19 protein-coding genes are annotated in these 20,762 nt (G+C 60.6%); 8 read left to right on the forward strand and 11 right to left on the reverse strand.

Features of this window, described 5'->3' with window-relative positions; all coding sequences use genetic code 11:
* Positions 1–51: 51 nt before the first annotated feature.
* On the reverse strand, positions 52–2,607 hold the full coding sequence (locus HS122_10085) for a c-type cytochrome (GenBank protein ID MBE7538749.1): 2,556 nt from the start codon (positions 2,605–2,607) through the stop codon (positions 52–54).
* Positions 2,608–2,799: 192 nt separating this feature from the next.
* Between HS122_10085 and HS122_10090 the strand changes: the two genes are divergently transcribed.
* Positions 2,800–4,251, forward strand: coding sequence for a PQQ-dependent sugar dehydrogenase (locus HS122_10090; protein MBE7538750.1), 1,452 nt, complete (start codon positions 2,800–2,802; stop codon positions 4,249–4,251).
* Between the two features lie 56 nt (positions 4,252–4,307).
* Here the strand turns inward: HS122_10090 and HS122_10095 are convergent, their stop codons facing one another.
* The 4 genes from HS122_10095 to HS122_10110 are packed head-to-tail and all read right to left on the reverse strand — an operon-like array spanning position 4,308 to position 7,676.
* On the reverse strand, positions 4,308–5,054 hold the full coding sequence (locus HS122_10095; protein ID MBE7538751.1) for an SDR family oxidoreductase: 747 nt from the start codon (positions 5,052–5,054) through the stop codon (positions 4,308–4,310).
* Positions 5,051–5,683 (reverse strand): cyclase family protein, encoded by a 633-nt coding sequence (locus HS122_10100; GenBank protein MBE7538752.1) that lies wholly within the window; start codon positions 5,681–5,683, stop codon positions 5,051–5,053. Before HS122_10100 ends, HS122_10095 begins: the two co-directional genes overlap by 4 nt.
* Positions 5,680–6,651 carry a C-terminal binding protein gene (locus tag HS122_10105; protein ID MBE7538753.1) on the reverse strand — a complete coding sequence of 324 codons (972 nt, stop codon included), beginning with the start codon at positions 6,649–6,651 and terminating at the stop codon, positions 5,680–5,682. The genes HS122_10100 and HS122_10105 overlap by 4 nt, the downstream gene beginning before the upstream one ends.
* The gene (locus HS122_10110) at positions 6,648–7,676 is read right to left on the reverse strand and encodes an alcohol dehydrogenase catalytic domain-containing protein (GenBank protein ID MBE7538754.1); all 1,029 of its coding nucleotides are present in this window, start codon (positions 7,674–7,676) and stop codon (positions 6,648–6,650) included. The genes HS122_10105 and HS122_10110 overlap by 4 nt, the downstream gene beginning before the upstream one ends.
* Positions 7,677–7,965: 289 nt before the next feature.
* On the opposite strand from HS122_10110, the gene HS122_10115 reads away from it, so the two are divergent.
* Positions 7,966–9,321: a DUF1080 domain-containing protein gene (locus HS122_10115; protein ID MBE7538755.1), complete on the forward strand. Its 1,356-nt coding sequence runs from the start codon at positions 7,966–7,968 to the stop codon at positions 9,319–9,321.
* A 128-nt stretch (positions 9,322–9,449) separates the two neighbouring features.
* Entirely contained in the window at positions 9,450–10,271 is an 822-nt protein-coding gene (locus HS122_10120; GenBank protein MBE7538756.1) for a sugar phosphate isomerase/epimerase, read from the forward strand.
* Between the two features lie 654 nt (positions 10,272–10,925).
* Here the strand turns inward: HS122_10120 and HS122_10125 are convergent.
* A complete protein-coding gene (locus HS122_10125) occupies positions 10,926–11,132 on the reverse strand; it encodes a hypothetical protein (GenBank protein ID MBE7538757.1) in 207 nt (68 codons plus the stop codon).
* Between the two features lie 105 nt (positions 11,133–11,237).
* A complete protein-coding gene (locus HS122_10130; protein ID MBE7538758.1) occupies positions 11,238–12,500 on the reverse strand; it encodes a hypothetical protein in 1,263 nt (420 codons plus the stop codon).
* Positions 12,501–12,859: 359 nt separating this feature from the next.
* On the opposite strand from HS122_10130, the gene HS122_10135 reads away from it, so the two are divergent.
* The 4 genes from HS122_10135 (at position 12,860) to recR (ending at position 15,528) form a co-directional block, all read left to right on the forward strand.
* Complete coding sequence (locus HS122_10135) at positions 12,860–13,549, forward strand: lysophospholipid acyltransferase family protein (GenBank protein MBE7538759.1); 690 nt, start codon at positions 12,860–12,862, stop codon at positions 13,547–13,549.
* A gap of 10 nt (positions 13,550–13,559) precedes the next feature.
* Positions 13,560–14,477 carry an NAD-dependent epimerase/dehydratase family protein gene (locus HS122_10140; protein MBE7538760.1) on the forward strand — a complete coding sequence of 306 codons (918 nt, stop codon included), beginning with the start codon at positions 13,560–13,562 and terminating at the stop codon, positions 14,475–14,477.
* Positions 14,478–14,537: 60 nt separating this feature from the next.
* On the forward strand, positions 14,538–14,846 hold the full coding sequence (locus HS122_10145; GenBank protein ID MBE7538761.1) for a YbaB/EbfC family nucleoid-associated protein: 309 nt from the start codon (positions 14,538–14,540) through the stop codon (positions 14,844–14,846).
* 85 nt (positions 14,847–14,931) lie between these two features.
* Positions 14,932–15,528 (forward strand): recombination protein RecR, encoded by a 597-nt coding sequence (gene recR, locus HS122_10150; protein ID MBE7538762.1) that lies wholly within the window; start codon positions 14,932–14,934, stop codon positions 15,526–15,528.
* Between the two features lie 16 nt (positions 15,529–15,544).
* On the opposite strand, the gene ilvB is transcribed toward recR, so the two are convergent.
* From ilvB to HS122_10170, 4 genes are all read right to left on the reverse strand, one after another.
* Positions 15,545–17,332: a biosynthetic-type acetolactate synthase large subunit gene (gene ilvB / locus HS122_10155; protein ID MBE7538763.1), complete on the reverse strand. Its 1,788-nt coding sequence runs from the start codon at positions 17,330–17,332 to the stop codon at positions 15,545–15,547.
* 213 nt (positions 17,333–17,545) lie between these two features.
* Entirely contained in the window at positions 17,546–18,175 is a 630-nt protein-coding gene (locus tag HS122_10160; GenBank protein MBE7538764.1) for a superoxide dismutase [Mn], read from the reverse strand.
* Positions 18,176–18,270: 95 nt separating this feature from the next.
* Positions 18,271–18,822: a nucleoside deaminase gene (locus HS122_10165; protein ID MBE7538765.1), complete on the reverse strand. Its 552-nt coding sequence runs from the start codon at positions 18,820–18,822 to the stop codon at positions 18,271–18,273.
* 153 nt (positions 18,823–18,975) lie between these two features.
* A complete protein-coding gene (locus HS122_10170) occupies positions 18,976–19,248 on the reverse strand; it encodes a DUF2132 domain-containing protein (GenBank protein MBE7538766.1) in 273 nt (90 codons plus the stop codon).
* 157 nt (positions 19,249–19,405) lie between these two features.
* Between HS122_10170 and HS122_10175 the strand changes: the two genes are divergently transcribed.
* A complete protein-coding gene (locus tag HS122_10175; protein ID MBE7538767.1) occupies positions 19,406–20,722 on the forward strand; it encodes a DUF3300 domain-containing protein in 1,317 nt (438 codons plus the stop codon).
* The last annotated feature ends 40 nt before the right edge of the window (positions 20,723–20,762 follow it).

The following is a 20,762-nucleotide window of genomic DNA, read 5'->3' on the forward strand; positions in this document are numbered from 1 at the left end:
GGCTGCCGCGGCAACCGCGAGGCGTGTTGTAGTCAACCATGCGCGTTGCTCTCAACGCAGCAGCGCCTCCAGCTCCGCCTCCTTCCAGGGTTCGTCGCGGCCCTTGGTGGCTGCGCGAACCGCAGCGACCGCTTCCGGGCTTACCGCGGAGGCTGCGTGGCCCCAGGAGTGACGGATGTAGGTCAGAACCGAGGCGATCGTGGCGTCGTCCAGCGCTCCCAGCGGGGGCATCACCTGGGGAGGGTTTTCCTTTCCGTGCAGCACAATGCGGGCGAGAACTTCAGTCGGTCCGAGCACCCAGCGGGAATTCACCAGCGGGGGCGCGAGACCCGCGAGACCCTTCCCGTCGGGCTGATGACAGCCGGCGCAGATGGCGAAATTCTCCCGCCCTTTTTCGAACAGCGCCTTTTCCTGCTTGCTGAGCACGACTGCTGGGGATGCGCGGACGGAATCCTTGTGTCCCGGCCAGCGCAGGAGGCCGACTGCCTTGCGCACCCGGCTCCCAATCTCCGGGGCCAGGCCCTTGGCCGCTGACCATGCGATCAATCCATCCGGCACGACCGCAATTGTCAGGGCTGACGCCGTCTTTCCACCATCCTTCTGCTGAGCGTACTCAATGCCTTCAAGCAGTGAAAGCCGGTTTGCGGCGGATGTGCCTGCGCCGGGACTCAACAGGGAGAACAGCCTTGCCTGGGCTGCAGGGTCATCGCCAAGCACCACCGATGCAGCGGCGGTGACCACAACCGCCTTGTTTCTCTCCAGCTTCCGCGCGTTTGAGTCTCCAAGGACGGACTCGAGCAGTTCAAATTCGCGCCCAGCCAGGCTGCTGACGAGCGCTTCGTTAATGTAGGGTTGATCACCATGCGCACGAGCGAGGGCAAACAAGGCATCGCGCGCCTGAGTTGTTTTTGATTCGCCGAGTGACAAGGCGGCCTGCAGGCGCACGCTCGCGTCGCTGCTTCTTGTGAGGGCGATGACTGCGGCGGTGATCGATGCATCACCGGACTTCAGTCCGTCTTCCGCCACGCGGATTGCGGTGACCAGGACCCGCGGGTCTCGGTCCTGGAGCGCGGCCTGCACGGTGGGGCCGTCAAGCGCATCCATCCCATGGAGCGTCCAAAGCGCATGCACGCGCCCCAATGCCGTGTCTGCGGCGTTGGTGGCGGCCTTTCGGAGCAGCGGGATGGCTGAAGCATCATTCGCCTGCACGAGAAGCCGCTGAGCTGTGTCCCTCCACCATCCGCTCGCGCTGTTCAACGCGGAGACGAGCTCCGCGGTTGTCATTCTCGACGGCAGCCGTGAAGCCGGTGCGGTTCTGCCGCTGCTTTCAGGCAGGATCCGGTAGATTCGCCCCAGTCCGATCGGCGTGTCGAGATGACGGGCCTCGATCTGTCGTCGCAGATACGAAGTGACATAGATGCGGTGCTGGAGGATGCCGCGGTACATGTCGACGATGTAGAGTGCGCCATCCGGTCCGGCCGTCAGATTCACCGGGCGGAATCTTTCGTCGGTAGACGTTAGGAATTCCGATGATCGGTAGGCGTTCCGCGCCGTCAGCACGCCATCGGTATTGGAAACAAGGATACGCTTGACCAGATTTGCCGCGGGTTCGCAGATGAAGACGCTGCCTGCAAACCCCGGAGGGAACAGCGATTCCCGATAGAAAAGAGGTGCGCACGCAGCGGTGACCGTCCGCAGGATTCCGTCCTCACCGAGTGTGCGATAGCCGCGATTGATGCCAGGTGTGACACGGCTTGGAAAAAGCGTGATCTTTTCGGGTGGTGAAAGCGTGCGGTTGACTCCCTGTGAAAACGGCTGCGCGGGATTTCGAGCGAGGTATTCCGCCGGGAAGGCGTCGGCCTGCAGCGGCACGCTGTTGTTGTTGTAATAGAAATTGCCGAGGTTGTCCTCGGTGAGCCCCCATTGTCCGCGAAATGAGGTGGGCTGGCGCGTCCAGGTGCCGTCACGATTGCGACGAAACCGCGCCGTGAAATTCGCGCTGTATATCCAGTTGTCCAGCCCCCACGTCAAGCCGTTGGCAGTGTGCTCCGGATTGGTCTGGCTGCCATAGTCGCCGGCCACCTCGACCTTTTCATCTGCGCGCCCGTCGCCGTTCGTGTCGCGCATGAACCAAAGGTGCGGAGGCTCCCCGACAAGGATGCCGTCACCCACGCGCAGCAGGGCTCGTGGCATGACCAGGCCGGAGGCAAACTCGGTGCGCCGATCGGGTCGGCCGTCGCCGTCCGTGTCGTCGAGCACGGCTATCGTGCCGACGGGCTTGTTTTCGCCGACACCGTCGACATTCGGCATGAAGCCGCGCATCTCGACAATCCAGTAGCGGCCGGCCTCATCGATCTCCAGGACGACCGGGTCGTGCAGCAGGGGTTCGGAAGCCACGGCCTCGATCCGAAATCCGGGCGCGACTTGAAAGGTCCGCAGCGCCTGATCGACGGGCAGGGCGGGCGCCGGCGGAATCACCAGATGGCTTGGAGGGTCGGCCTGTGCCTCGCCCGGTTTGTCGCCGCTTTGAGCAAATGCGCCGTGCCCCAGAAGCAGAAGCGCCATCGCGTGAAGGCTGAAGTATCGCATGAGGGTTGTTACGGTCATCAGGATGGAGAGGTGTCGGCAGGATGGCTTTGTGCCCGCAATGTCGCAGCGGGCTTGTGCGCGAGAGTTTGAGAGAGGGATTGTTCCGCGGACATATTGAGTGGACGGGAGAGGCATGCACAATCCTGCGCAGCGGAACATCGGAAAATAACCTTGTTTGCATTCGCGCTCCCCCTGCCTTAGCCCCTCACCATGCGAATTCTCCGCCATCCTCATTTTCTGCGCATTCCGCTCGTTGCAGCCGCCGTTTCCGCGGTTGCTGCATTTGGCCAGAAAGTGAAGGTCGAGGATGTCTATCAGCAGAATTGCGCGAGCTGCCATGGTGCCAGGCTTGAAGGAGGCTCCGGCTCGGCTCTGCTTGGGCCGGTTTGGAAGCACGGCGGGGACTCCGACAGCCTTTTCAAGGTGATAAGGGACGGCGTGCCCGACACGCCGATGATCGGGTGGGGAAGTCTCGGCGAAAGCACGCTGCGGGCACTGGCCATCTACATCCGCGAGCAGGCGTACGCGGCCGCGCAGGTGAAGCCGGAAAAGCGCGATGCTTCAGCGGACAGGAAGCCCGTGGTCACTAAGGAGCACACCTACCGGATCGAGACCGTGGTGACCGGACTCGAGAATCCGTGGTCGCTGGCCTGGCTGCCCGATGGAAACCGACTCGTCACTGAACGACCCGGACGACTCCGGATTCTCGACGGGAAAAACAAGCTTTCCGCTCCGGTCAAAGGAACGCCCAGCGTGTTTGCACACGGGCAGGGCGGTCTGCTGGATGTCGCCGTGCACCCGGACTACGTGCGCAATGGCTGGATCTATCTTTCGTACAGCGACCCGCGCGAACTCGACGGCAGTGATGTCAGTCTTACGGCGATCGTACGGGGGAAAATCAGGAATGGGGCATGGGTCGAGCAGGAGGATGTCTTTCGCGCTCCACTCAAGTTCTATCAAACCACGCGACATCACTTCGGCTGCCGGATCGTGTTTGATGGCGACCATCTGTTTTTCAGCATGGGCGAGCGCGGCCGGAGTGACCATGCCCAGGACCTGACGCGACCCAACGGAAAGATCCACCGCATTTATGACGACGGGCGGGTGCCGCCGGACAATCCTTTTGTGGATCGCAAGGATGCCTGGCCCACCATCTGGTGCTATGGAAACCGCAATCCGCAGGGCCTGGTCCGCCATCCGGCAACGGGAGATCTTTGGGAGACGGAGCATGGCCCGCGCGGCGGCGACGAATTGAATCTGATCGTGCGTGGAGCGAACTATGGATGGCCGAAGGCCTCCTACGGCATGAACTATGACGGTTCGCCGCTCACGCCTGACACGAGTCTGCCGGGCATGATGGATCCCGTCATCTACTGGCTGCCTTCAATCGCGGCATCCGGTCTCGCCGTGTACGAGGGGGATGCGTTTCCGAAATGGAGAAACAACCTTCTCGCCGGAGGTCTCGCGAAGCAGGAGGTGCATCGGCTGGTTCTCAAGGATCATCGGGTCGTCGAGCGCGAGGTCATCTTCAGCAACCATGGGCGTGTGCGTGATGTGCGCGTCGGCCCGGATGGGCTCGTTTATGTTTTGATCGATGCCACGGACGGAAAAATCCTGCGGTTGCGGCCGGAGCAGGTGAATTTGCCGCGGCGGAAATCCTGATCGAGTCCGGATCGCACCGCGCATCAAAAGGCGGATGCCGGCGGTCCTCGCGGCTGTCAGCGCGCCAGGTAGCCTCCGTCAACGACGAGGTCGCTGCCTGTCATGAACGAGGATTCGTCGCTGGCGAGAAAAGCGACCGCGGAGGCAACCTCCTCCGGCCTGCCCTGACGGCCGAGGAGGTGCATGGCCGATGCGCGACGATCCTCCTCCTCGATGTCGAGATTGAGCTTCTTGCAGGAGTTGATGAAGGCGGACGTGTAGATGTATCCCGGGCAGACGGTATTGACGCGGATGCCGAAGGGCGCGAGGTCCTGCGCCCAGCATTTGGTGAGCCCGCGCAGGGCGAACTTGGTGGCATTGTAGGTGGCAAAATTCGCCTGTCCCACGAAGCCGCTGACCGAGGAAAAGTTGATGACGCTGCCTCCCCCCGCCTCCTTCATCTGAATGACCGCCTGATTTGTCACCAGGGATGTGCCAATCACGTTGACGGAAAGGCTGTCGTGCCAGTCCGACAGGGTGGCGTCCACGCTCTTGAAGACAAAACGTGCGGCGCTGTTGACGAGAATGCGTATCGGCCCCAGACGGGTGCGCACTGCGGCACACGCCGTTTCGATTGCGCCCGGATTTGTGACATCAACAGCCTGCGCATGCACGCCCATGGCGGCGAGTTTGCCGTCGCTGTCCGTTTTGACGTCGAACGCCGCGACCCTGCATCCCTCTTCAACAAGTCTCTGAACCGCCGCGAATCCGAGATCACCGAGTCCGCCGGTGACGAGCGCGACCTTTCCCTTGAGGCCCTTCATGGCAGGATGGCCACGGCGCGAATGGGCGAACCGTCACGGCCCTTGAAGTTGAGGGGAAAGCCGCTGAAGACAAAACGCTCGGGCAGCTTGTCGAGATTGGTGAGCCCCTCGACGACGACAACCTCGGCGTCGTGACCCAGGAGAATATGGTGCACCTCGTACCAGTCGCGCCCGGGGGTCGGTGTGTCCATGCCCAGGAGCCGGATCTTTCGCGAAACCAGGTAGCGCGCCGCATCCTGAGTGAGACTGGGAAAATCGGAGAAATAGTTTTCCCTGCCAAACTGCCGGTGCCAGCCGGTTTCGTAGATCAACTTCGTGCCGGGCTGCAGGAGGTGTTCGATCCGCTGGAAGTCAGCAGGCACAATCTCCTCGCGCGGAGCCTTCGGTATGCGGAGAAGGATCGCGTCGCCATAGAACCAATCAAGCGGCATCTGGTCGATGGTTTTGCCATCATCGAGAAAGTGGTACATGGCGTCCAGGTGGGTTCCCTGGTGTGTGGCCATGCTCACCTGCGTCATGTTGTATCGCAGCGTGCGCGTGGTCGAATGGGGGATGATGCTGAGCTTGGGATCGAACGGGAAGTTGTCCTGTCCGTGAATCAAGGGGTGGGAAAGATCGACGAGCTTCATGAGGAGGGAGTGAGGTGGGAGGAGTTCACGACATTGACAAGCGGTTCACCGCGAATTGCGCGCACGACCGCCTCGGCGCTCTTGCGCTGAAGCTCAGGCACGCTGCCGCCGCTGTACCATGCGGTGTGGGAGGTCAGGATCACATTCGGTGACTGGCGGATGGGATGATCCGCTTCGAGAGGTTCAGTTTCGAAGACATCCAGGCCGGCGCCGGCGATCCGCTTCTCAACGAGGTAGCGGGCAAGCGCACGCGTGTCGATCAATCCGCCCCGCGCCGTGTTGACGACAATGGCGTCGCTTCGCATGCGCGCGAGTGAAGCCTCGCCGACGATGTGGCGGGTGTCCGCGGTCAGCGGAAGGTGAAGGGAGACCATGCCCGACTCGCTCCAGAGTTGCTCGAGGTCGAGTTGCCGCACCCCCGCTTTCGCAAAGGCGTCCGATGGCACAAAGGGATCATACGCGGCCAGCTTGAACCCAAAGGGTCTTGCGCGCTCGAGCACCGCTCGCGCGATCCGGCCGAAACCCGCTGTGGCGAATGTCGTCGAGCGGAAGGATGGAAACGCGGCGGGCGGAAGGATCTTCCATGTGCCGCCGCGCACGGCAGCATCCGTCTGGGGAATCTGACGGGCGAGCGACAGCGCGAGTGCCAGCGCATGGTCGGCCACCTCGTCAATGCAATAGTCGGGAACATTGCACACGGGAATTCCGCGGGCACCCGCCGCCTTCAGGTCGACATTGTCGACGCCGATGCCGTAGCGCACGATCACCCGGCAGTGACGGAGTGCGGCAATCACGCCGGCATTGATGGGCGCCCACTGCACGAGCAGCGCATCGGCGTCCGCACAGGATGCGGCAAGCACCGCAGGGTCCTTCGATTGAAGGACCACCAGGTCGCAGCCGGCGGCGGCGAGGAGAGCTTTCTCCTGTTCGATGGATGAGAAACCGTGGTCGGTCAGGACAACTTTCATGATGGATTTGAGGGCAGAAAAACGGCCTTTAGATCAGCGGGCCCGGGACGAAGCATGCGATGGAAGCCCCCGACGGAATTCTCCAGGGGAATGCGCTCTGTCCATGAAGTGACGTCCACCTTGCCCGACTGCATCAGCACCAGTGCCTCGGCGAGTTCCTCCTTCTTCGCCGCGTAGGTGCCGAAGACCTGTTTTTCAGGCAGGGTGATGTCGTAGGAATCGAGCTCCATGCGGTTCTCATGAAGCCCGATCCAGACCGCGGCCCCACCGGGGCGCAGTGCTGCGAGGGAGACCCTCTTGGTTTGAGCGGAGCCTGCGGCGTCGATGACGAGGTCCACGCCCTCGCCATCCGTCGATGCGAGGCATTCCGCCGCCACATCGCGTGTCCGTGCATTGAGGACAAGCGAGGCTCCGAGACGCTGGGCGACGGCGAGGCGGCCATCGGACACGTCCACAACGAGTGTGCGGGCTCCGCGCATGGCCTGCAGCGCCTGCTGGCACATCAAACCGATCGGACCCGCGCCAATGATGAGGGCGGACTGAACCGGAATGTGCCGGGTCAGGTGGACGACGTGGACACCGTTTGCCAGCGGTTCGGCAAGGCATGCGGCGTGGGCGGGCAGGTTGTCCGGCCAGGGAATGAGAACATCGCACGGCACGCGGACAAACTCGGCAAACGCGCCGGGGCGGTGCATGCCGAACACCTGCCTTGCGGCGCAAAGGTGGGTGTCGCCCCGGCGGCAACGCACACAGTGACCGCAGGAAATCACTGAGTTGCTGACGAAACGCCGACCTGCAAGCCCGTGGTCCACTCCGGAGCCCGTCTGTTCGACGACTCCGCAGAATTCGTGGCCCATGACGAGCGGAGGCGTGCGACGCGGACTGCGAGTCTTGAATGTCTCGATTTCGCTTCCACACAGTCCGCAGGCGGAGACGCGAAGCAGGACCTCACCAGGCTCCGGCTGCGGAACTGGGAGATCTCGGACATCGAGATGATCGAAGGATGGGTATAACAATGCTTTCAAGAGTGATGTGGATTCAGTGCGGGGATGCAGACCGCCATTCCTGGCGAGAGCCTGTTGCGTGGGCGCAGATCCGGGCGGGTTTTGGGGCAGGCGAGCTGATAGCATCAATTTTCCGGCGGGGATGTTCCCGCAGGAATGGATGCGAATCAGGAGCGGAGCGAAATGTTCGAGTCAGACCCAAAACGATTGAGGAAAAATTGTCGCGGGAGCGTGGTATTCACCCTCAACGCTCGATTTCAAATATGCAATTGCCGATCCCGCAAGAGGCGGATCTATTCGAGGCTTCACCATGAAAATGCTTTCTCGTTGCGGATGGATTGTCCTGACATTAATACTGCTCAACGGTGGGGTGCCCGAGAGTCGCGCGGCGATTCCCCCGGGATTCACCTCACTGTTCAATGGGAGGAATCTCGATGGATGGCGGGGAGGAGCAACGCACGATCCCCGCGTGCTGGCTGCGATGTCGCCCGCCGATCGTGATGCGCAACTGGCGAAATGGAATGCCAGCCTGGTTGAGCTGCAGGATGGTCAGCCCCACTGGCGTGTGGCGGGAGGGGAGTTGATCAACGATGGCAAGGGCGGGTATGCGACCACGGTGGGAGATTACGGCGATTTTGAATTCGTGGTGGACTGGAAGATCACCAAGGGCACCGATTCAGGCGTTTATCTGAGAGGCGTGCCGCAAGTGCAAATCTGGGATCCCGCCAATCCGGATCCAAAGGGCTTCGGGAACGCCAGGGGATCGGGTGGACTCTGGAACAACGACAGGAATTCCCCGGGAAAGGATCCGTTGGTGAAAGCGGACAATCCCATTGGCACCTGGAACACCTTTCGGATCCAGATGGTTGGCAGTCGGGTGAGTGTCTGGCTGAACGGCAGGCTCGTCGTTGATCATGCCATCATGGAAAACTACTACGACCAAAAGCTTCCTGTGGAACAACGCCGGCCGATCCTGCCGCGCGGCCCGATTCAGCTGCAGACACACGGAGGGGAAACCCGCTGGCGCAACATCGCCATCCGTGAAATTGGCAGCGACGAGGCATGCCGGATTCTGGCCCAGCGCGACCGCGACACCTTCGGTCCGGTTTTCAATGGAAGGAATCTTGACGGCTGGTCTGGCGCGAGGGATGCCGTTGCGGTACGGAATGGCGCGCTCGTCTGGCAGAAAGGGAAGGGTGGGGTCCTCTACACTGACGACGTCTTCTCCGACTTTCAGGCTCGGCTCTTGTTCAAGGTTCCTCCGGCGGGCAACAATGGCCTGGCAATCCGGTATCCCGGCACCGGCAATCCGGCCTACGATGGCATGTGCGAGGTTCAGATCATCGACCAGGACTACGAAAAACACCGGGGCCCCATCGATCCCCGCCAGCAGAACGGATCGGTTTACGGGATGGTTGCCGCCCAGCGCGGTTACCAGCATCCGACCGGGGAATGGAATTTCGAGGAAGTTACGGTCCAGGGCTCAAGGGTGCGGGTGGAATTGAACGGTACTGTCATTTTGGATACAGACCTCAGCCGGATCGACATGTCCAAGGTCCTGCAGAACAAGGCCCACCCGGGAAAGGACCTGAAGAGCGGACACTTTGGTTTTGCGGGGCACAATGATCCCGTGGAGTTCAAGGACATCCTTGTCAGGCAAATCTGAGCATTCCCCGAATCATGCTTACTCGACGCAACTTCATCGAAAATGCCGTGGTTGGGTCACTCGCCACCACGAACCTGGCAAAGGTGCTGGCTGAGCCTGCATCCACCCCGCCATCTGCCGGCACTGGAATGCGACGCCATCAGAAGGCATTCATGTGGGCGACCCTTCGGAGCAAGACATCCGAAAAGCTGAGCGTGCTTGAAAAGTTCAGGCTGCTTGCAGCAGCGGGATTTCATGGCGTCGAGGTGCCAAGTGCGATGGACCAGGGCGAAGTGCTGGCTGCGATGAAGGCGACGGGATTGAAGGTCCCCAGCGTTGTCGTTGCCACGCATTGGGTGAAACCCCTGACGGATCCCAGCGCGAGTGTCCGGGAGGTTGGGCTTGAAGGACTGAGACAGGCGCTGCACGACGCGAAGGCGTATGGAGCCACGTCGGTGCTGCTCGTGCCGGGCAAGGTGACAAAACAGGTTTCCTATGCTGACGCTTACACACGCTCGCAGGCGGAGATAGCCAAGGTGGTTCCTCTCGCCGAATCCCTTCGTGTGGCGATTGCAATCGAAAACGTCTGGAATCAGTTCCTGCTCAGTCCACTGGAAGCGGTTCGCTACGTAGACTCATTCAAGAGCAAGTGGGTGCGCTGGCACTTTGATGTCGGGAACGTCGTCACCTACGGGTTCCCGGAGCAGTGGATAAGCAGCCTTGGGGAGCGCATTGTCAAAATCCACGTCAAGGAATACAGCCGGAAAATTCGGGACGAACGCGGCCCCCATGCGGGATTCCAGGTTGACTTGATGGAGGGTGATTCCGACTGGCCTGCTGTCATGCTGGCTTTGGATCACGTCGGCTATTCGGGATGGTTGATCACCGAGCAGTACCATCCACCCACCATGGATGACGCTTCCTGGCTTGAGCACCTGTCGACCAAACTCGACGCCATCATCGCCGCCTAGATGAACTGGGTCTTGCGGAAATAGTTTTGGATACACCAGATTGGAGCATCCGGGGCAGATTCTCTTCGTGCATGGCCCAGCGTGTCACCCAGATCTGAAGCTCCGCCTCATGGCGGAGATTGTCCAGTGACTGACCAGGCGCATGTTCGCATTGCGCAATTATCTGAGCGTAGCACTCCACCTCCTCTTCAGTGGGCTGCAGGTCGGGGGAAAGGATTGGGAGCAGGGAAAAGATCGAAGTCATGACCAAGGGGAGGGTTCATGAAAGGTTTCCAAACAAGGATCGCTTTTGATATTGCCATGGGGGATGGCCGCCATGGCACCGATTGCCTGAAGAGACGCAGGCCGGGCCCGCGGATTTCGCTGAAAGTCTGGATGGCGATTTTTTCAGCCTGATGCCGCCATGAATCCATTGATGTCAATGGAGCGGAGACAGTCCTTGGAGCTCATGGCGTTTTCAGGTGAAGCCTGTCGCGTTGCCCGCTGCGAAAGGGAGTGGCAGTCAAACAACGTGGGCGGGATGGTGGATTGATGATAGGGTAGGAAAGCCAGAGTGGCACAGATGTTCCAATTTGCGAGCGCTGCGCTTGAAATTCCCGAAGAATTCCAGCGGAAGTTTCGCCGGGGCCGGCGAGCGGCTGCGATGCCGTGCGGTCATGTCTCCCGATAACCGAGAATGCGAGCAGGCAGGAACAGGATCGCCCGTACCAGCGCGAGGAGTCCGCTCATGGCGGAGCCGATGATGCGAAACGGAATGGAGAGCAGCCAGAGTACGGGCCAGAGGATGAGAACGAGCACCGCCAACGGCCAGCACAGGGCCAGAAGAAGGGCCCAGAGTACAAGCGTCATCAGAACTTTCATGGTTGCACTGACAACACGGGAGACCAGCTGGAAGTTGCACCCGGGTTTTTCAGAGAGATCGAGGACGGCCCATGTCCCCCCAGGCCGGGCGCGACAGGCAGCGGACTAGAAACGAGTCGTCAGGCCCATCCGAAATCCGCCATGACCGCCTATATCGACATCGGCGGTGCGGCCGGCCAGGGACTGCTCGTATTTGCCGAGCTTCTCGAACGTGACCCCGAGGAAAAACCCGGTGCGCTGGGTGAGCCACCATTCAGCGTTCACCTCGGCGAAAGCGCCGTGGATAAGTTTGCTGTAGGTTTCCTCGCCCTCGAAGGGAATGGAAAGCGTGTCATTGATGACAAGCGATTCCTTGACCCGATAGGTCGTGCCCAGATACGCGCCGGCATATCCGGCGCTTGCCGTGACGGCGAAATGCTCGCCGATGGGAATGCGAACCATCGGGCCCACCTTGAATAGAAAATAGGCTCCCTTGATCTGCCAGTTGCCGTCGATGTCAGCGCCATTGGCGGTTTCGACGACGCTGCGCTGGAAGGGAATCGCCTCCAATGGCACTGTTGTTTCCAGGTTTCCACTGTAGATCGCGCCATTGTCACCGACAAAGTCACCGGACGAAGGAGCGGAATAGGGCCCGGATGGCGGCGCTACAATTCCGGATACACGATAGTAGTCGGTCAACGCTGTGAGGTTGGCCTTAACACGACTGGACTCCTTGGCATTGATATCTGTGATGCCTGCGCCAAACATGACGCCCCAGTCGATGCGGCCGATTGAGCCGAGGCGGCGGCTGGCGGTGAGTTCGAAGCCCGGACCGGCTCCTGATTCGGATGGCAACGACGCGCCCGAGCTGCTGGCGACATAGTCATGCATGGCGATCACGCCCGGCGAGGTGACCTGGGAGTCCGAAGCATAGGACCAGCTTCGTGTGCGGCCTGGTGTGTAGGCGAGGAAATCGGCGCTGACCTGCGTCTTGTTGCCCGTGCCGCCGGGATCGGCCGCGTCGGGAATCTTGTTTCCGTCGGCGTCAAAGATCTCTGCGCGAATCGAATAACGGCCGTAGGGTGTGCTTTTCGGTGTGCCGTCGGCATTCTTCTCATTGGCGCGCAGAGCGTCTGCGTGCACAGAGCCATCAATGTAAACTCGGTCGACCACCCCGGCCTCAAGACCCTTTGGCGAAAACGATGAGGGAATCGAGCCAAGGCTGCCGAACTGCACGCTGGCTCCTCCGATGAAGCGAACACCCACTGAGAACGAGGTGTTCCTGATGGGGCGAAATTCGACTGGAATGTCCGCGTAGTTGATTTGCGCGTGCGCAGGGGCCATAAGCGCCGTCGCGGCCACGAGAACAAGAAGGCGAATCGATTTCATGCAGTATGGTTTGAAAGTGAGACGTTGGACTACGGCAGCCGCTCCCATTCCTGGCATCGTGTTTTCACTGGGGTGCGTGACAAACTGCACGAGGTGTGTGAACCGAGGAAGCGGGCATCATGCGGAAAAGGGTTCGAGGGAAAAAGATACGGGCGACTTCGTCAAGCGGGCCGTGGCGTCAGCTTTCGGGTCCGGGGAAAAGCCCCGGGGGAGGCGGAGTCCCTGATTGGATGGAGGTTGCGCGAGGCACCCCGGAGATCAAAAGGCTGGCGACCGCTCCAGAAACGGGGACATGCAACGTTGCGGGTGCAAAGACATTCTGCGCTTGGCGTTACGAATTCCGTCCACACAAACAGATCATGCCGTTGCCGTTACCACAGGATGACCGCGATATTCAGCGAGTGGGAGGCTGGAGACGGGTCGTCTTTGAAATCATTGGCAGAATTCTGCATCTGTGGGGAAGGAGCCTCCATTTTGAAGTAACGCCGGAGGATAAACGTGCCCTGTTCTATCATGATGTACCCATAGCGCTGACCCTTTGGCACAACCGACTGTTCCTAGGGGCTGAAATTTTTCGCCGTTTTCGCCGCCACCGGCCGGTCCACGCGCTGATCAGCTCGAGCAAGGATGGTGCCTGGCTGGAGGCATTTTTCGAGATCGTCGGGATGCGTGCTGTGCGCGGTTCGAGCAGCAGAGGAGGGCGCGAAGCCGCGACAGCGCTGGTCGACGTCCTTCGCCAGGGAAACGACATTGGCATCACTCCGGATGGGCCGCGCGGTCCTTGTTATGAAGTGAAACCGGGCGCATTGATAGTCGCCCGCCGCGCCCACACGCCGATGCTTCTGCTCGGCGGGATCTTTGAATCGGCCTGGCGCCTGCGGAGCTGGGATCGTTTTTTTCTTCCCAAACCCTTTTCCAGGGTTCGCGTGATCGGCGAAATCATAGATTTGACGGGAGCTGGTCCTCGCGAGAAGAGCATCGAAATTCTGGCCGATCGCTTGAAGCGGATAAACCGGGATGACTGGCCGCCGCCAAGCCGCGTGATCTGAGGTGGTTCTCATGAAATCAACGCTCGTTTCGGAGAATATGGAGGACTTTGGAGAACGCGGCAGGCAGATGCTGGTGCTTGGGGCGGGATACATCGGCGAGGAACTCTGCCGTCTGGCAATTGGCAAGGGCATGGTGACGACCGCACTGACGCGGAACCTCGAAAAGGCGCATCGGCTGGCTGGCATGGGCGTGCGTTGCATTGTGGCCGACCTGGCGGACAAGGCCTGGCATGCCCAGGTCCCCGGAATTCCGGACTACGTTGTGAATTGCGTGAGTGCGGGTGGTGGAGGACTTGAAGGCTATCGGCGCAGCTATCAGCTCGGAATGGAATCGGTGATTGCGTGGGCGCTGGCAGCGGGGGGCGCAGGCACGTTCGTCTACACCAGCAGCACTTCAGTTTATCCGCAGGGGGATGGACAGTGGGTGGATGAAGACGCACCGACCCAACCGGCGGCGACCGAGCGCGCCGAAATACTTCTGCGAGCCGAGGAGGCTGCGCGCGCATGGCCAGGGAGGATGTTCATCCTTCGACTTTCGGGCATCTATGGTCCGGGGCGTCACCACCTGCTCGATGCCCTGCGTGCTGGTTCAACTGTACTGGCCGGAAAGGGAGATCATCGCTTGAATCTCATTCACAGGGACGACGTTGTATCCGGAATTGCCCTTGCACTGCAGGCGGGGCCTTCAATCCCGGGTCAGGTTTTCAATGTCACCGATGATGAAGCTGTGACCAGGGAGGATCTGATGCGCTGGCTGAGCGGGCGGCTGAAATGCCCGATGCCCTCATTTGACGGGCATATGACCAGCGGGCGCCGATCGACAGTGCCCGACCGGATGATAGCCAACGCCCGGATCAAGAGAGTCTTGGGGTGGATGCCGCAATTTCCGAGTTTTCGGGAAGGCTATCGGCGCATACTTGAAGCTTGAAGCCGTGGCCGGATTGCCTGTCTCTGACGCCTTGCACCGCAATTTTCCCATTTCATTCCCATGGCCGGCGTAGGCAAACTTCTCAAGCAAGCCCAGAAAATGCAGAAATCGATCGAGAACCTGCAGGCGCAGCTCGAATCGAAGGAGTTCGATCTCACCGCGGCCGGAGGCGCGGTGAGAATCCGGATCAATGGCGCGGGGAAATTCATCGGACTGTCGCTTGACCCGGATTTTCTGAAGGAGGACGCCAAGGTTGTGGGCGACACTATCCTGCAGGCGATCCAGGACGCCGCGAAGCAGGCGAAGGAGCACAATGACGCCGAAATGCAGAAGATGACGGGTGCCTTTCAAATGCCCGGAATGTTTTGATCGCGCGCCCCGCGGCTCGCCCGGGGGTTGGCACACGTTTCAAGATCCGCCGTGTTTTTCCTGGCAGCGGCACGACCCTGAACCCATGGCATCAGCATTTGAACACCTTCAGCACCTGCTGAAACAGCTGCCCGGGCTTGGCTATCGGTCCTCCGAGAAAATCGCGCTTCACCTGCTGGTTGAGAAACCCGAGCGTCTTCCCGCGCTGGTCAACGCACTGCAGGAAGCCGCAAGGTCGGTTCGAAGATGCGTGCGATGCGGCAATCTGGCCGAAGGGGAACTGTGTGCCATCTGCGCAGACGATTCGCGGCAGCGCAGTCTCGTCTGTGTGGTTGAACAGGTCCCGGATCTGGCTGCATTGGAGCGCAGTGGAGCGCACCGCGGCGTCTACCATGTGCTGCACGGAAAACTCTCCCCGATCAACGGCATGGGGCCGGAGCAATTGAATCTCGCCGCGCTCATTGAGCGCATGCGCTCCGGAGAAGTCGACGAACTCATTCTCGCACTCTCAAATGACGTCGAGGGCGAGGCCACATGCCACTACCTGACCGCCCAGCTTCCAAGCGGGAGGGACATCCGGGTGTCTCGCATCGGCTTCGGACTGCCCAGCGGTGGCGGTGTGCTCTATGCGGACTCCGTCACCCTGAAGAACGCCTTGGAAAGTCGAAGAAAATATTCCTGACGAGTGCCGGGTGCGCCTACTTCAGGATCATGTCCTTGACGGTCCTGCCTGCCGGAATCATGGGAAGCACGTGCTCAGTGTAAGGGACGACGATGTCGAGGACGTATGGACCCTTGTGATCGAGCATTTCCTGGATGGCGGGTCTGAGGTCGCCCTTTTTCATGATGCGACGACCCTTGATGCCAAACCCCTCGGCAATCTTCACGAAGTCCGGGTAAAGACCCGCAGGGTTGTCCGGGCCGCCGACGTTCTTTTCATCGCCAAGAATCGTATTGCCGCGGACGCTGCCGTAGAAGCGGTCCTCCCACTGCACGACCATGCCCAGGTGCTGGTTGTTAAGGATCATGGCCTTGGCGGCGATCTTCTCGATATGCGCCGTGGCGAGTTCCTGGATGTTCATGACGAACGAGCCGTCGCCATCGATGTCGATGACTTCCTTGTCCGGGCAGGCCACCTTGGCGCCGAGCGCCGCGGGATAACCGTAGCCCATGGTTCCGAGGCCCAGCGAGCTGATGTAGCGCCGCGGCTGGTCGAATCGATAGAACTGCGCCGCCCACATCTGGTGCTGGCCGACACCGGTCGTGATTATGGCGTCGCCCTTGGTGAGTTCATACAGGGTGGCAACGGCCTCCTGCGGGAGAATGTGCGGGCTCTTTCCAAAGCCCGCGGATGAGTCAAAGGGGTACTCCTTCTTCCAAGTGGCGATCTGCTCCTGCCAGGCCTTGGTGTCGGGCGGCGTGAATTTGGCGGCTTTCGCCAGCTCCACGAGGCGTCCCAGCGCGTACTTGATGTCGCTGACAATCGGAAGCTGAGCCCGCTTGTTCTTGTTGTGCTCCGTGGCATCGATGTCGATGTGCACTATCTTCGCCCCGCCCGCGAACTTGTTGACGTCACCCGTGATGCGGTCATCGAAGCGCGCGCCGAGGCACAGCAGCAAATCGCACTGGTCCACAGCCCAGTTGCCAAAGGCCGCTCCGTGCATGCCGAACCAGCGCATCGACAGGGGGTGGGTCTCAGGGAATCCGCCGAGGCCCATCAATGTCGTGGCGACGGGAACATTGGTCGCCTCCGCGAAAGCCTTGAGCTCCTGATGTGCGTTTGAGGAGATGATGCCGCCACCGGTGTAGAGGACGGGTCGCCTGGCATCGGCGACCATGGCCAGCACCTGGCGGAGCGCGTCGTCGGACGCCTGATGCACCTCGCTGACGAGCGGATTCTTGAATTCGACCGTCGCAGGGAAGACCGGCTGGTAGCGGGCCTGCTGGATATCCTTAGGAATGTCGATGACGACCGGGCCCGGGCGCCCGGAACGCGCGAGATGAAAGGCCTCCTTGAAGATGCGGGGCAGATCGTGCACGTTCAGCACGAGGTAGGAGTGCTTGACGATCGGGAGCGTGATGCCGAAAAAGTCGGTTTCCTGAAACGCACTTTTGCCAATGTATTTGGAAAAAACCTGTCCCGTGATGGTGACCAGGGGCGTCGAATCCATGTATGCATCGGCGATGGCTGAAACCAGATTTGTCGCTCCAGGGCCGCTAGTGGCCATGCATACGCCCACCTTGCCTGTTGCCCGGGCATAGCCCTCGGCGGCGAAGGCGCCTCCCTGCTCATGGCGGGGGAGAATCACGCGGACCTTGCCCGATCTGGCGAATGCCTGATGAAGCTCCTGGGAAGCGCCGCCGGGATAGGCGAATATCGCATCGACCCCCTCGCGAACGAGGCACTCGACAACAGAATCGGCACCGTTCATTTCACGGCCAATTTCAGGTTGCGGGAACGCGGAGGGCGAGGTTGTGGATTTCATTGATGGAAGTGGAGACGGAAAGGGTAAAAACTACTTGTCGCGCCGCCGGCTGGCAAGGGTGAAAACGGGGTCGCAAAGCCTGCCATCGCAAACGGTGGGGGAAAAGCGCGTGCCTCAAAAACCGGGTCATCGTGTCGTCGTGCCGTCTCGTTTGAAAAATGAAAAAGCCGCACGGTGAAGTGCGGCTGAGACATGCTGAATATCGGGAGCGGATCAGCGGGCTTTCTCGAAATTGCGCTGGGCTGCATCCCAGTCGACGACGTTCCAGAACGCTGTGATGTAGTCGGGACGACGATTCTGATAGTTCAGGTAGTAGGCGTGCTCCCAGACATCGAGTCCGATCACCGGCCTGCCCTCCAAGCCGGCAACAGCCTTGCCCATGAGCGGGCTGTCCTGGTTGGCGGTCGAGCCCACAGTGAGTTTCTTGTCCGCGCCGACGACGAGCCAGGCCCAGCCGGAACCGAAGCGAGTGGAGGCCGCCTTGGCGAATTCAGCCTTGAAGTTGTCGAAACTGCCGAACGCCGCGTTGATGGCGTCGGCCAGCCCGCCCTTGGGGGATCCTCCCTTGCCCGGACCAAGGATGGTCCAGAAGAAGGAGTGGTTGCTGTGACCGCCGGCATTGTTGCGGACGGCACCGCGGATGTTGTCCGGCACCTTGGATAGATCGGCGATCAATGCATCGACCGGCAGGGCGGCGAGCGCGGCGTGATCCTTGAGTGCATTGTTGGCGTTGGTGATGTAGGCCTGATGGTGTTTCGTATGATGGATCTCCATCGTCTTCGCGTCGATGTGCGGCGCGAGGGCGTCATACGCATAAGGCAGTTTGGGAAGTTCGTAGGCCATTGAGTATTCCTTTCTTTGTTTCGTAACGTGTGATCTGACAAAGCAGAGGAAAACAGTAGCGGACGCGAAAGCAGTCGTCAACCGGCATGCGCGGATTAGGCGTCCGCCGAATCCGCCTCGGCCAACTTTGCATCGCGGCGCTTGACCTGGAAAAACGCCTGGAGCAGCGACCGGCATTCCGGCTCGAGCACGCCACCCGAAGTCAATTCGACATGGTGATTCACCTTGGGCAGATCGTTGAGGTTTGTCGCGCCGCCCAGGCATCCCATCCTGGGGTCCGGCACCGCGAAGCAGACGCGTTTCACACGCGACATCAGCATGGCGCCGGAACACATGGGGCAGGGCTCCTTGGTCACATAGACGGTGGCGCCGTCGAGCCTCCAGTCGCCGAGTGCGGCGGCGGCCTGCGTGAGAGCGAGCATCTCTGCGTGTGCCGTGGGATCCTTTGCGCCCTCGACGGTGTTGTGTGACGAGGCGACAATTGTGCCATGGTGTTCAATCACGCACCCGATCGGCACCTCGTCCTCGCGCCAGGCATCGATGGCCGCGTTGAACGCGAGGCTCATGAAGTAAACGTCATCCCTGACGAGTTCCGAAGGGAATCGCTTTTCGAAAGGACACGGGCGGGAGGCTTCGATTTTGGCCATGGAACCTGAATTCTGCTTATGCACTTCGTCAGGCGGACTGTGTCAGCAGCGCCTTGAAGCCAGGCTGTTTCAAGGGTTGATGACGGTCTGTGAGACTGGAATCAGTGGGTGGCATTCCCATGAACTCCATGGCTCTTCGGCTGCTTTGCACGTTCATTCGCAGCCGGGCCGCTGTCGCGCGGCGGGAGGCAGTGTGAGAAAAAGTTCCTCGACGCGAGACCTGGCCCAGGGCGTCTGTCGAAGAAACGTGAGGCTGGACTTGATGGACGGATTGTTCCGGAAACAGCGGATCGGCACTGCCTCCGCCATGCGTTTCCAGCCGAGATTCCGCTCAAGCGATTCCACCACATGCCTTAGGGTGACGCCATGCAGCGGATCAGCTGGATGCCTCCTTGAGGCGATTGAATCTGTCGGCTGACTGTTCATGGGTAAGTGTACGTACCTCGGTGATGGTTCAGGTATACCGCGGAGACGGTTGAAATCGGTGGCACATCGTGCGATGGTGGGTGTCGAAAGCTTGTAACCCCTCGATCCCATGAAAAGCCACCCGGTTCTTGCAGGACTTGCGATCGCAACATCCGTCATGGCGCTGGCCGTTGGCCAAGTGAGTGAGTCGGCAGTCGGTGTGATCCCGGATCCGATGCAGACGTCGGACGATGACCGCAGTGCGGCCGGCAATTCCTATTCCGAAAAGGAATTGGATGAGCTCCTGGCACCGCTTGCGCTGTATCCCGATCCGCTCATTGCTCTCATTCTCCCGGCATCGACGTCGCCTTCCGACATCGTTTTGGCCTCGCGCCATCTTGCGGCACAGCCAAAGTCAAATTCCTTCGACGATCAACCGTGGGAAGATGCGGTGCGCAGTCTCGCCCGCTATCCAGAGGTGATCAAGTGGATGGATGAAAATCTGGCGTGGACGAAGAGGCTGGGTGAGGCATTTCTTCGTCAGCCGGTCGATGTCATGAACGCGGTTCAGCGACTTCGTGCTCGGGCAAAGGCGTCAGGCGCGCTGGCGTCAAACAAACAGCAGGCTGTTGTGGAGGAGGCCGGGGTGATTCGCATCGTTCCGGCTCAGCCCGAGATCATCTATGTTCCCCGCTATGATCCCTTCAGCGTTTACATGGGCACATCCTTTGGCTGGCCGGGACCATTCATCAGCTTCGGAATTGGTTTTCCGCTGGGATACTGGGCGGCATACGATTGCGACTGGCAGCATCGTCGCGTCTACGTAGTTGGGCGGGAGTATCGGGTCCGGGTCTGGAATGCCTGCCGCACCGCGCGAATCCCGCTTTATCATTACCGAGCAGACCATCGCTACGCGTCCCATTGGAATGTCTGGCATGCGGGACTGATTCCCCACGCATCCTCCGCCCGCCGTTACACACATGTGGAGGGGGGCACGGCGCGGACTTACTCCAGCTACAGGTCAAATGCCTCCGCCCCAGTCACCCACTCGGGGTCCGCGTCGATTTCGGGCGCGCCGGGTGGATATTCGATGCGCCGCAATCCGGATCCAAACACAGGCAGAAACCAACAGCCGGGGCATTCCCATTCCCGCGTTGCGATTGAACGGCAGGAGAATCAACCACTGCCGCAAGGCGGCATCGAACGCAGCCAGAGGCGCCCGCAAATTCCGCAGCCTGGCCACCCCGACTTCATGGGCCCAATTGTATCCAGCGATCGGCAGCGGGTGCAGTCGAGTGCGGGTGTTCGCAGAATTGACGTTCCCGCGCACGCCCAGCCGGTGCGTCCCGTCACCTCGGAGCGTTACACTCCACAGCCGAGGCCCGAGTCACCACCTTCCTACCAGAGAAACAGCAGTCCCCAGCCGGCACAAGGGCGGGGGAACGCGGCGCGATTTGAGCAGATGCAGCGCTCCACTACGCAGCATGCCGATTGAGTGACGAATCCCGCTCCAGTCATGATGGAGCGTCGGGGCG

This window comes from Opitutaceae bacterium, from assembly GCA_015075305.1.
In the GTDB taxonomy this organism is placed as follows: Bacteria; Verrucomicrobiota; Verrucomicrobiia; order Opitutales; family Opitutaceae; genus UBA6669.

Coding starts and splice junctions, on each gene's coding strand:
- HS122_10130 (MBE7538758.1), bottom strand. CDS start 12,500: ATGAAATCGATTCGCCTTCTTGTTCTCGTGGCCGCGACGGCGCTTATG.
- HS122_10120 (MBE7538756.1), top strand. CDS start 9,450: ATGCGACGCCATCAGAAGGCATTCATGTGGGCGACCCTTCGGAGCAAG.
- HS122_10090 (MBE7538750.1), top strand. CDS start 2,800: ATGCGAATTCTCCGCCATCCTCATTTTCTGCGCATTCCGCTCGTTGCA.
- HS122_10125 (MBE7538757.1), bottom strand. CDS start 11,132: ATGAAAGTTCTGATGACGCTTGTACTCTGGGCCCTTCTTCTGGCCCTG.
- HS122_10095 (MBE7538751.1), bottom strand. CDS start 5,054: ATGAAGGGCCTCAAGGGAAAGGTCGCGCTCGTCACCGGCGGACTCGGT.
- HS122_10100 (MBE7538752.1), bottom strand. CDS start 5,683: ATGAAGCTCGTCGATCTTTCCCACCCCTTGATTCACGGACAGGACAAC.
- recR (MBE7538762.1), top strand. CDS start 14,932: ATGGCATCAGCATTTGAACACCTTCAGCACCTGCTGAAACAGCTGCCC.
- HS122_10165 (MBE7538765.1), bottom strand. CDS start 18,822: ATGGCCAAAATCGAAGCCTCCCGCCCGTGTCCTTTCGAAAAGCGATTC.
- HS122_10105 (MBE7538753.1), bottom strand. CDS start 6,651: ATGAAAGTTGTCCTGACCGACCACGGTTTCTCATCCATCGAACAGGAG.
- HS122_10140 (MBE7538760.1), top strand. CDS start 13,560: ATGAAATCAACGCTCGTTTCGGAGAATATGGAGGACTTTGGAGAACGC.
- ilvB (MBE7538763.1), bottom strand. CDS start 17,332: ATGAAATCCACAACCTCGCCCTCCGCGTTCCCGCAACCTGAAATTGGC.
- HS122_10160 (MBE7538764.1), bottom strand. CDS start 18,175: ATGGCCTACGAACTTCCCAAACTGCCTTATGCGTATGACGCCCTCGCG.
- HS122_10085 (MBE7538749.1), bottom strand. CDS start 2,607: ATGACCGTAACAACCCTCATGCGATACTTCAGCCTTCACGCGATGGCG.
- HS122_10145 (MBE7538761.1), top strand. CDS start 14,538: ATGGCCGGCGTAGGCAAACTTCTCAAGCAAGCCCAGAAAATGCAGAAA.
- HS122_10135 (MBE7538759.1), top strand. CDS start 12,860: ATGCCGTTGCCGTTACCACAGGATGACCGCGATATTCAGCGAGTGGGA.
- HS122_10175 (MBE7538767.1), top strand. CDS start 19,406: ATGGCGCTGGCCGTTGGCCAAGTGAGTGAGTCGGCAGTCGGTGTGATC.
- HS122_10170 (MBE7538766.1), bottom strand. CDS start 19,248: ATGAACAGTCAGCCGACAGATTCAATCGCCTCAAGGAGGCATCCAGCT.
- HS122_10115 (MBE7538755.1), top strand. CDS start 7,966: ATGAAAATGCTTTCTCGTTGCGGATGGATTGTCCTGACATTAATACTG.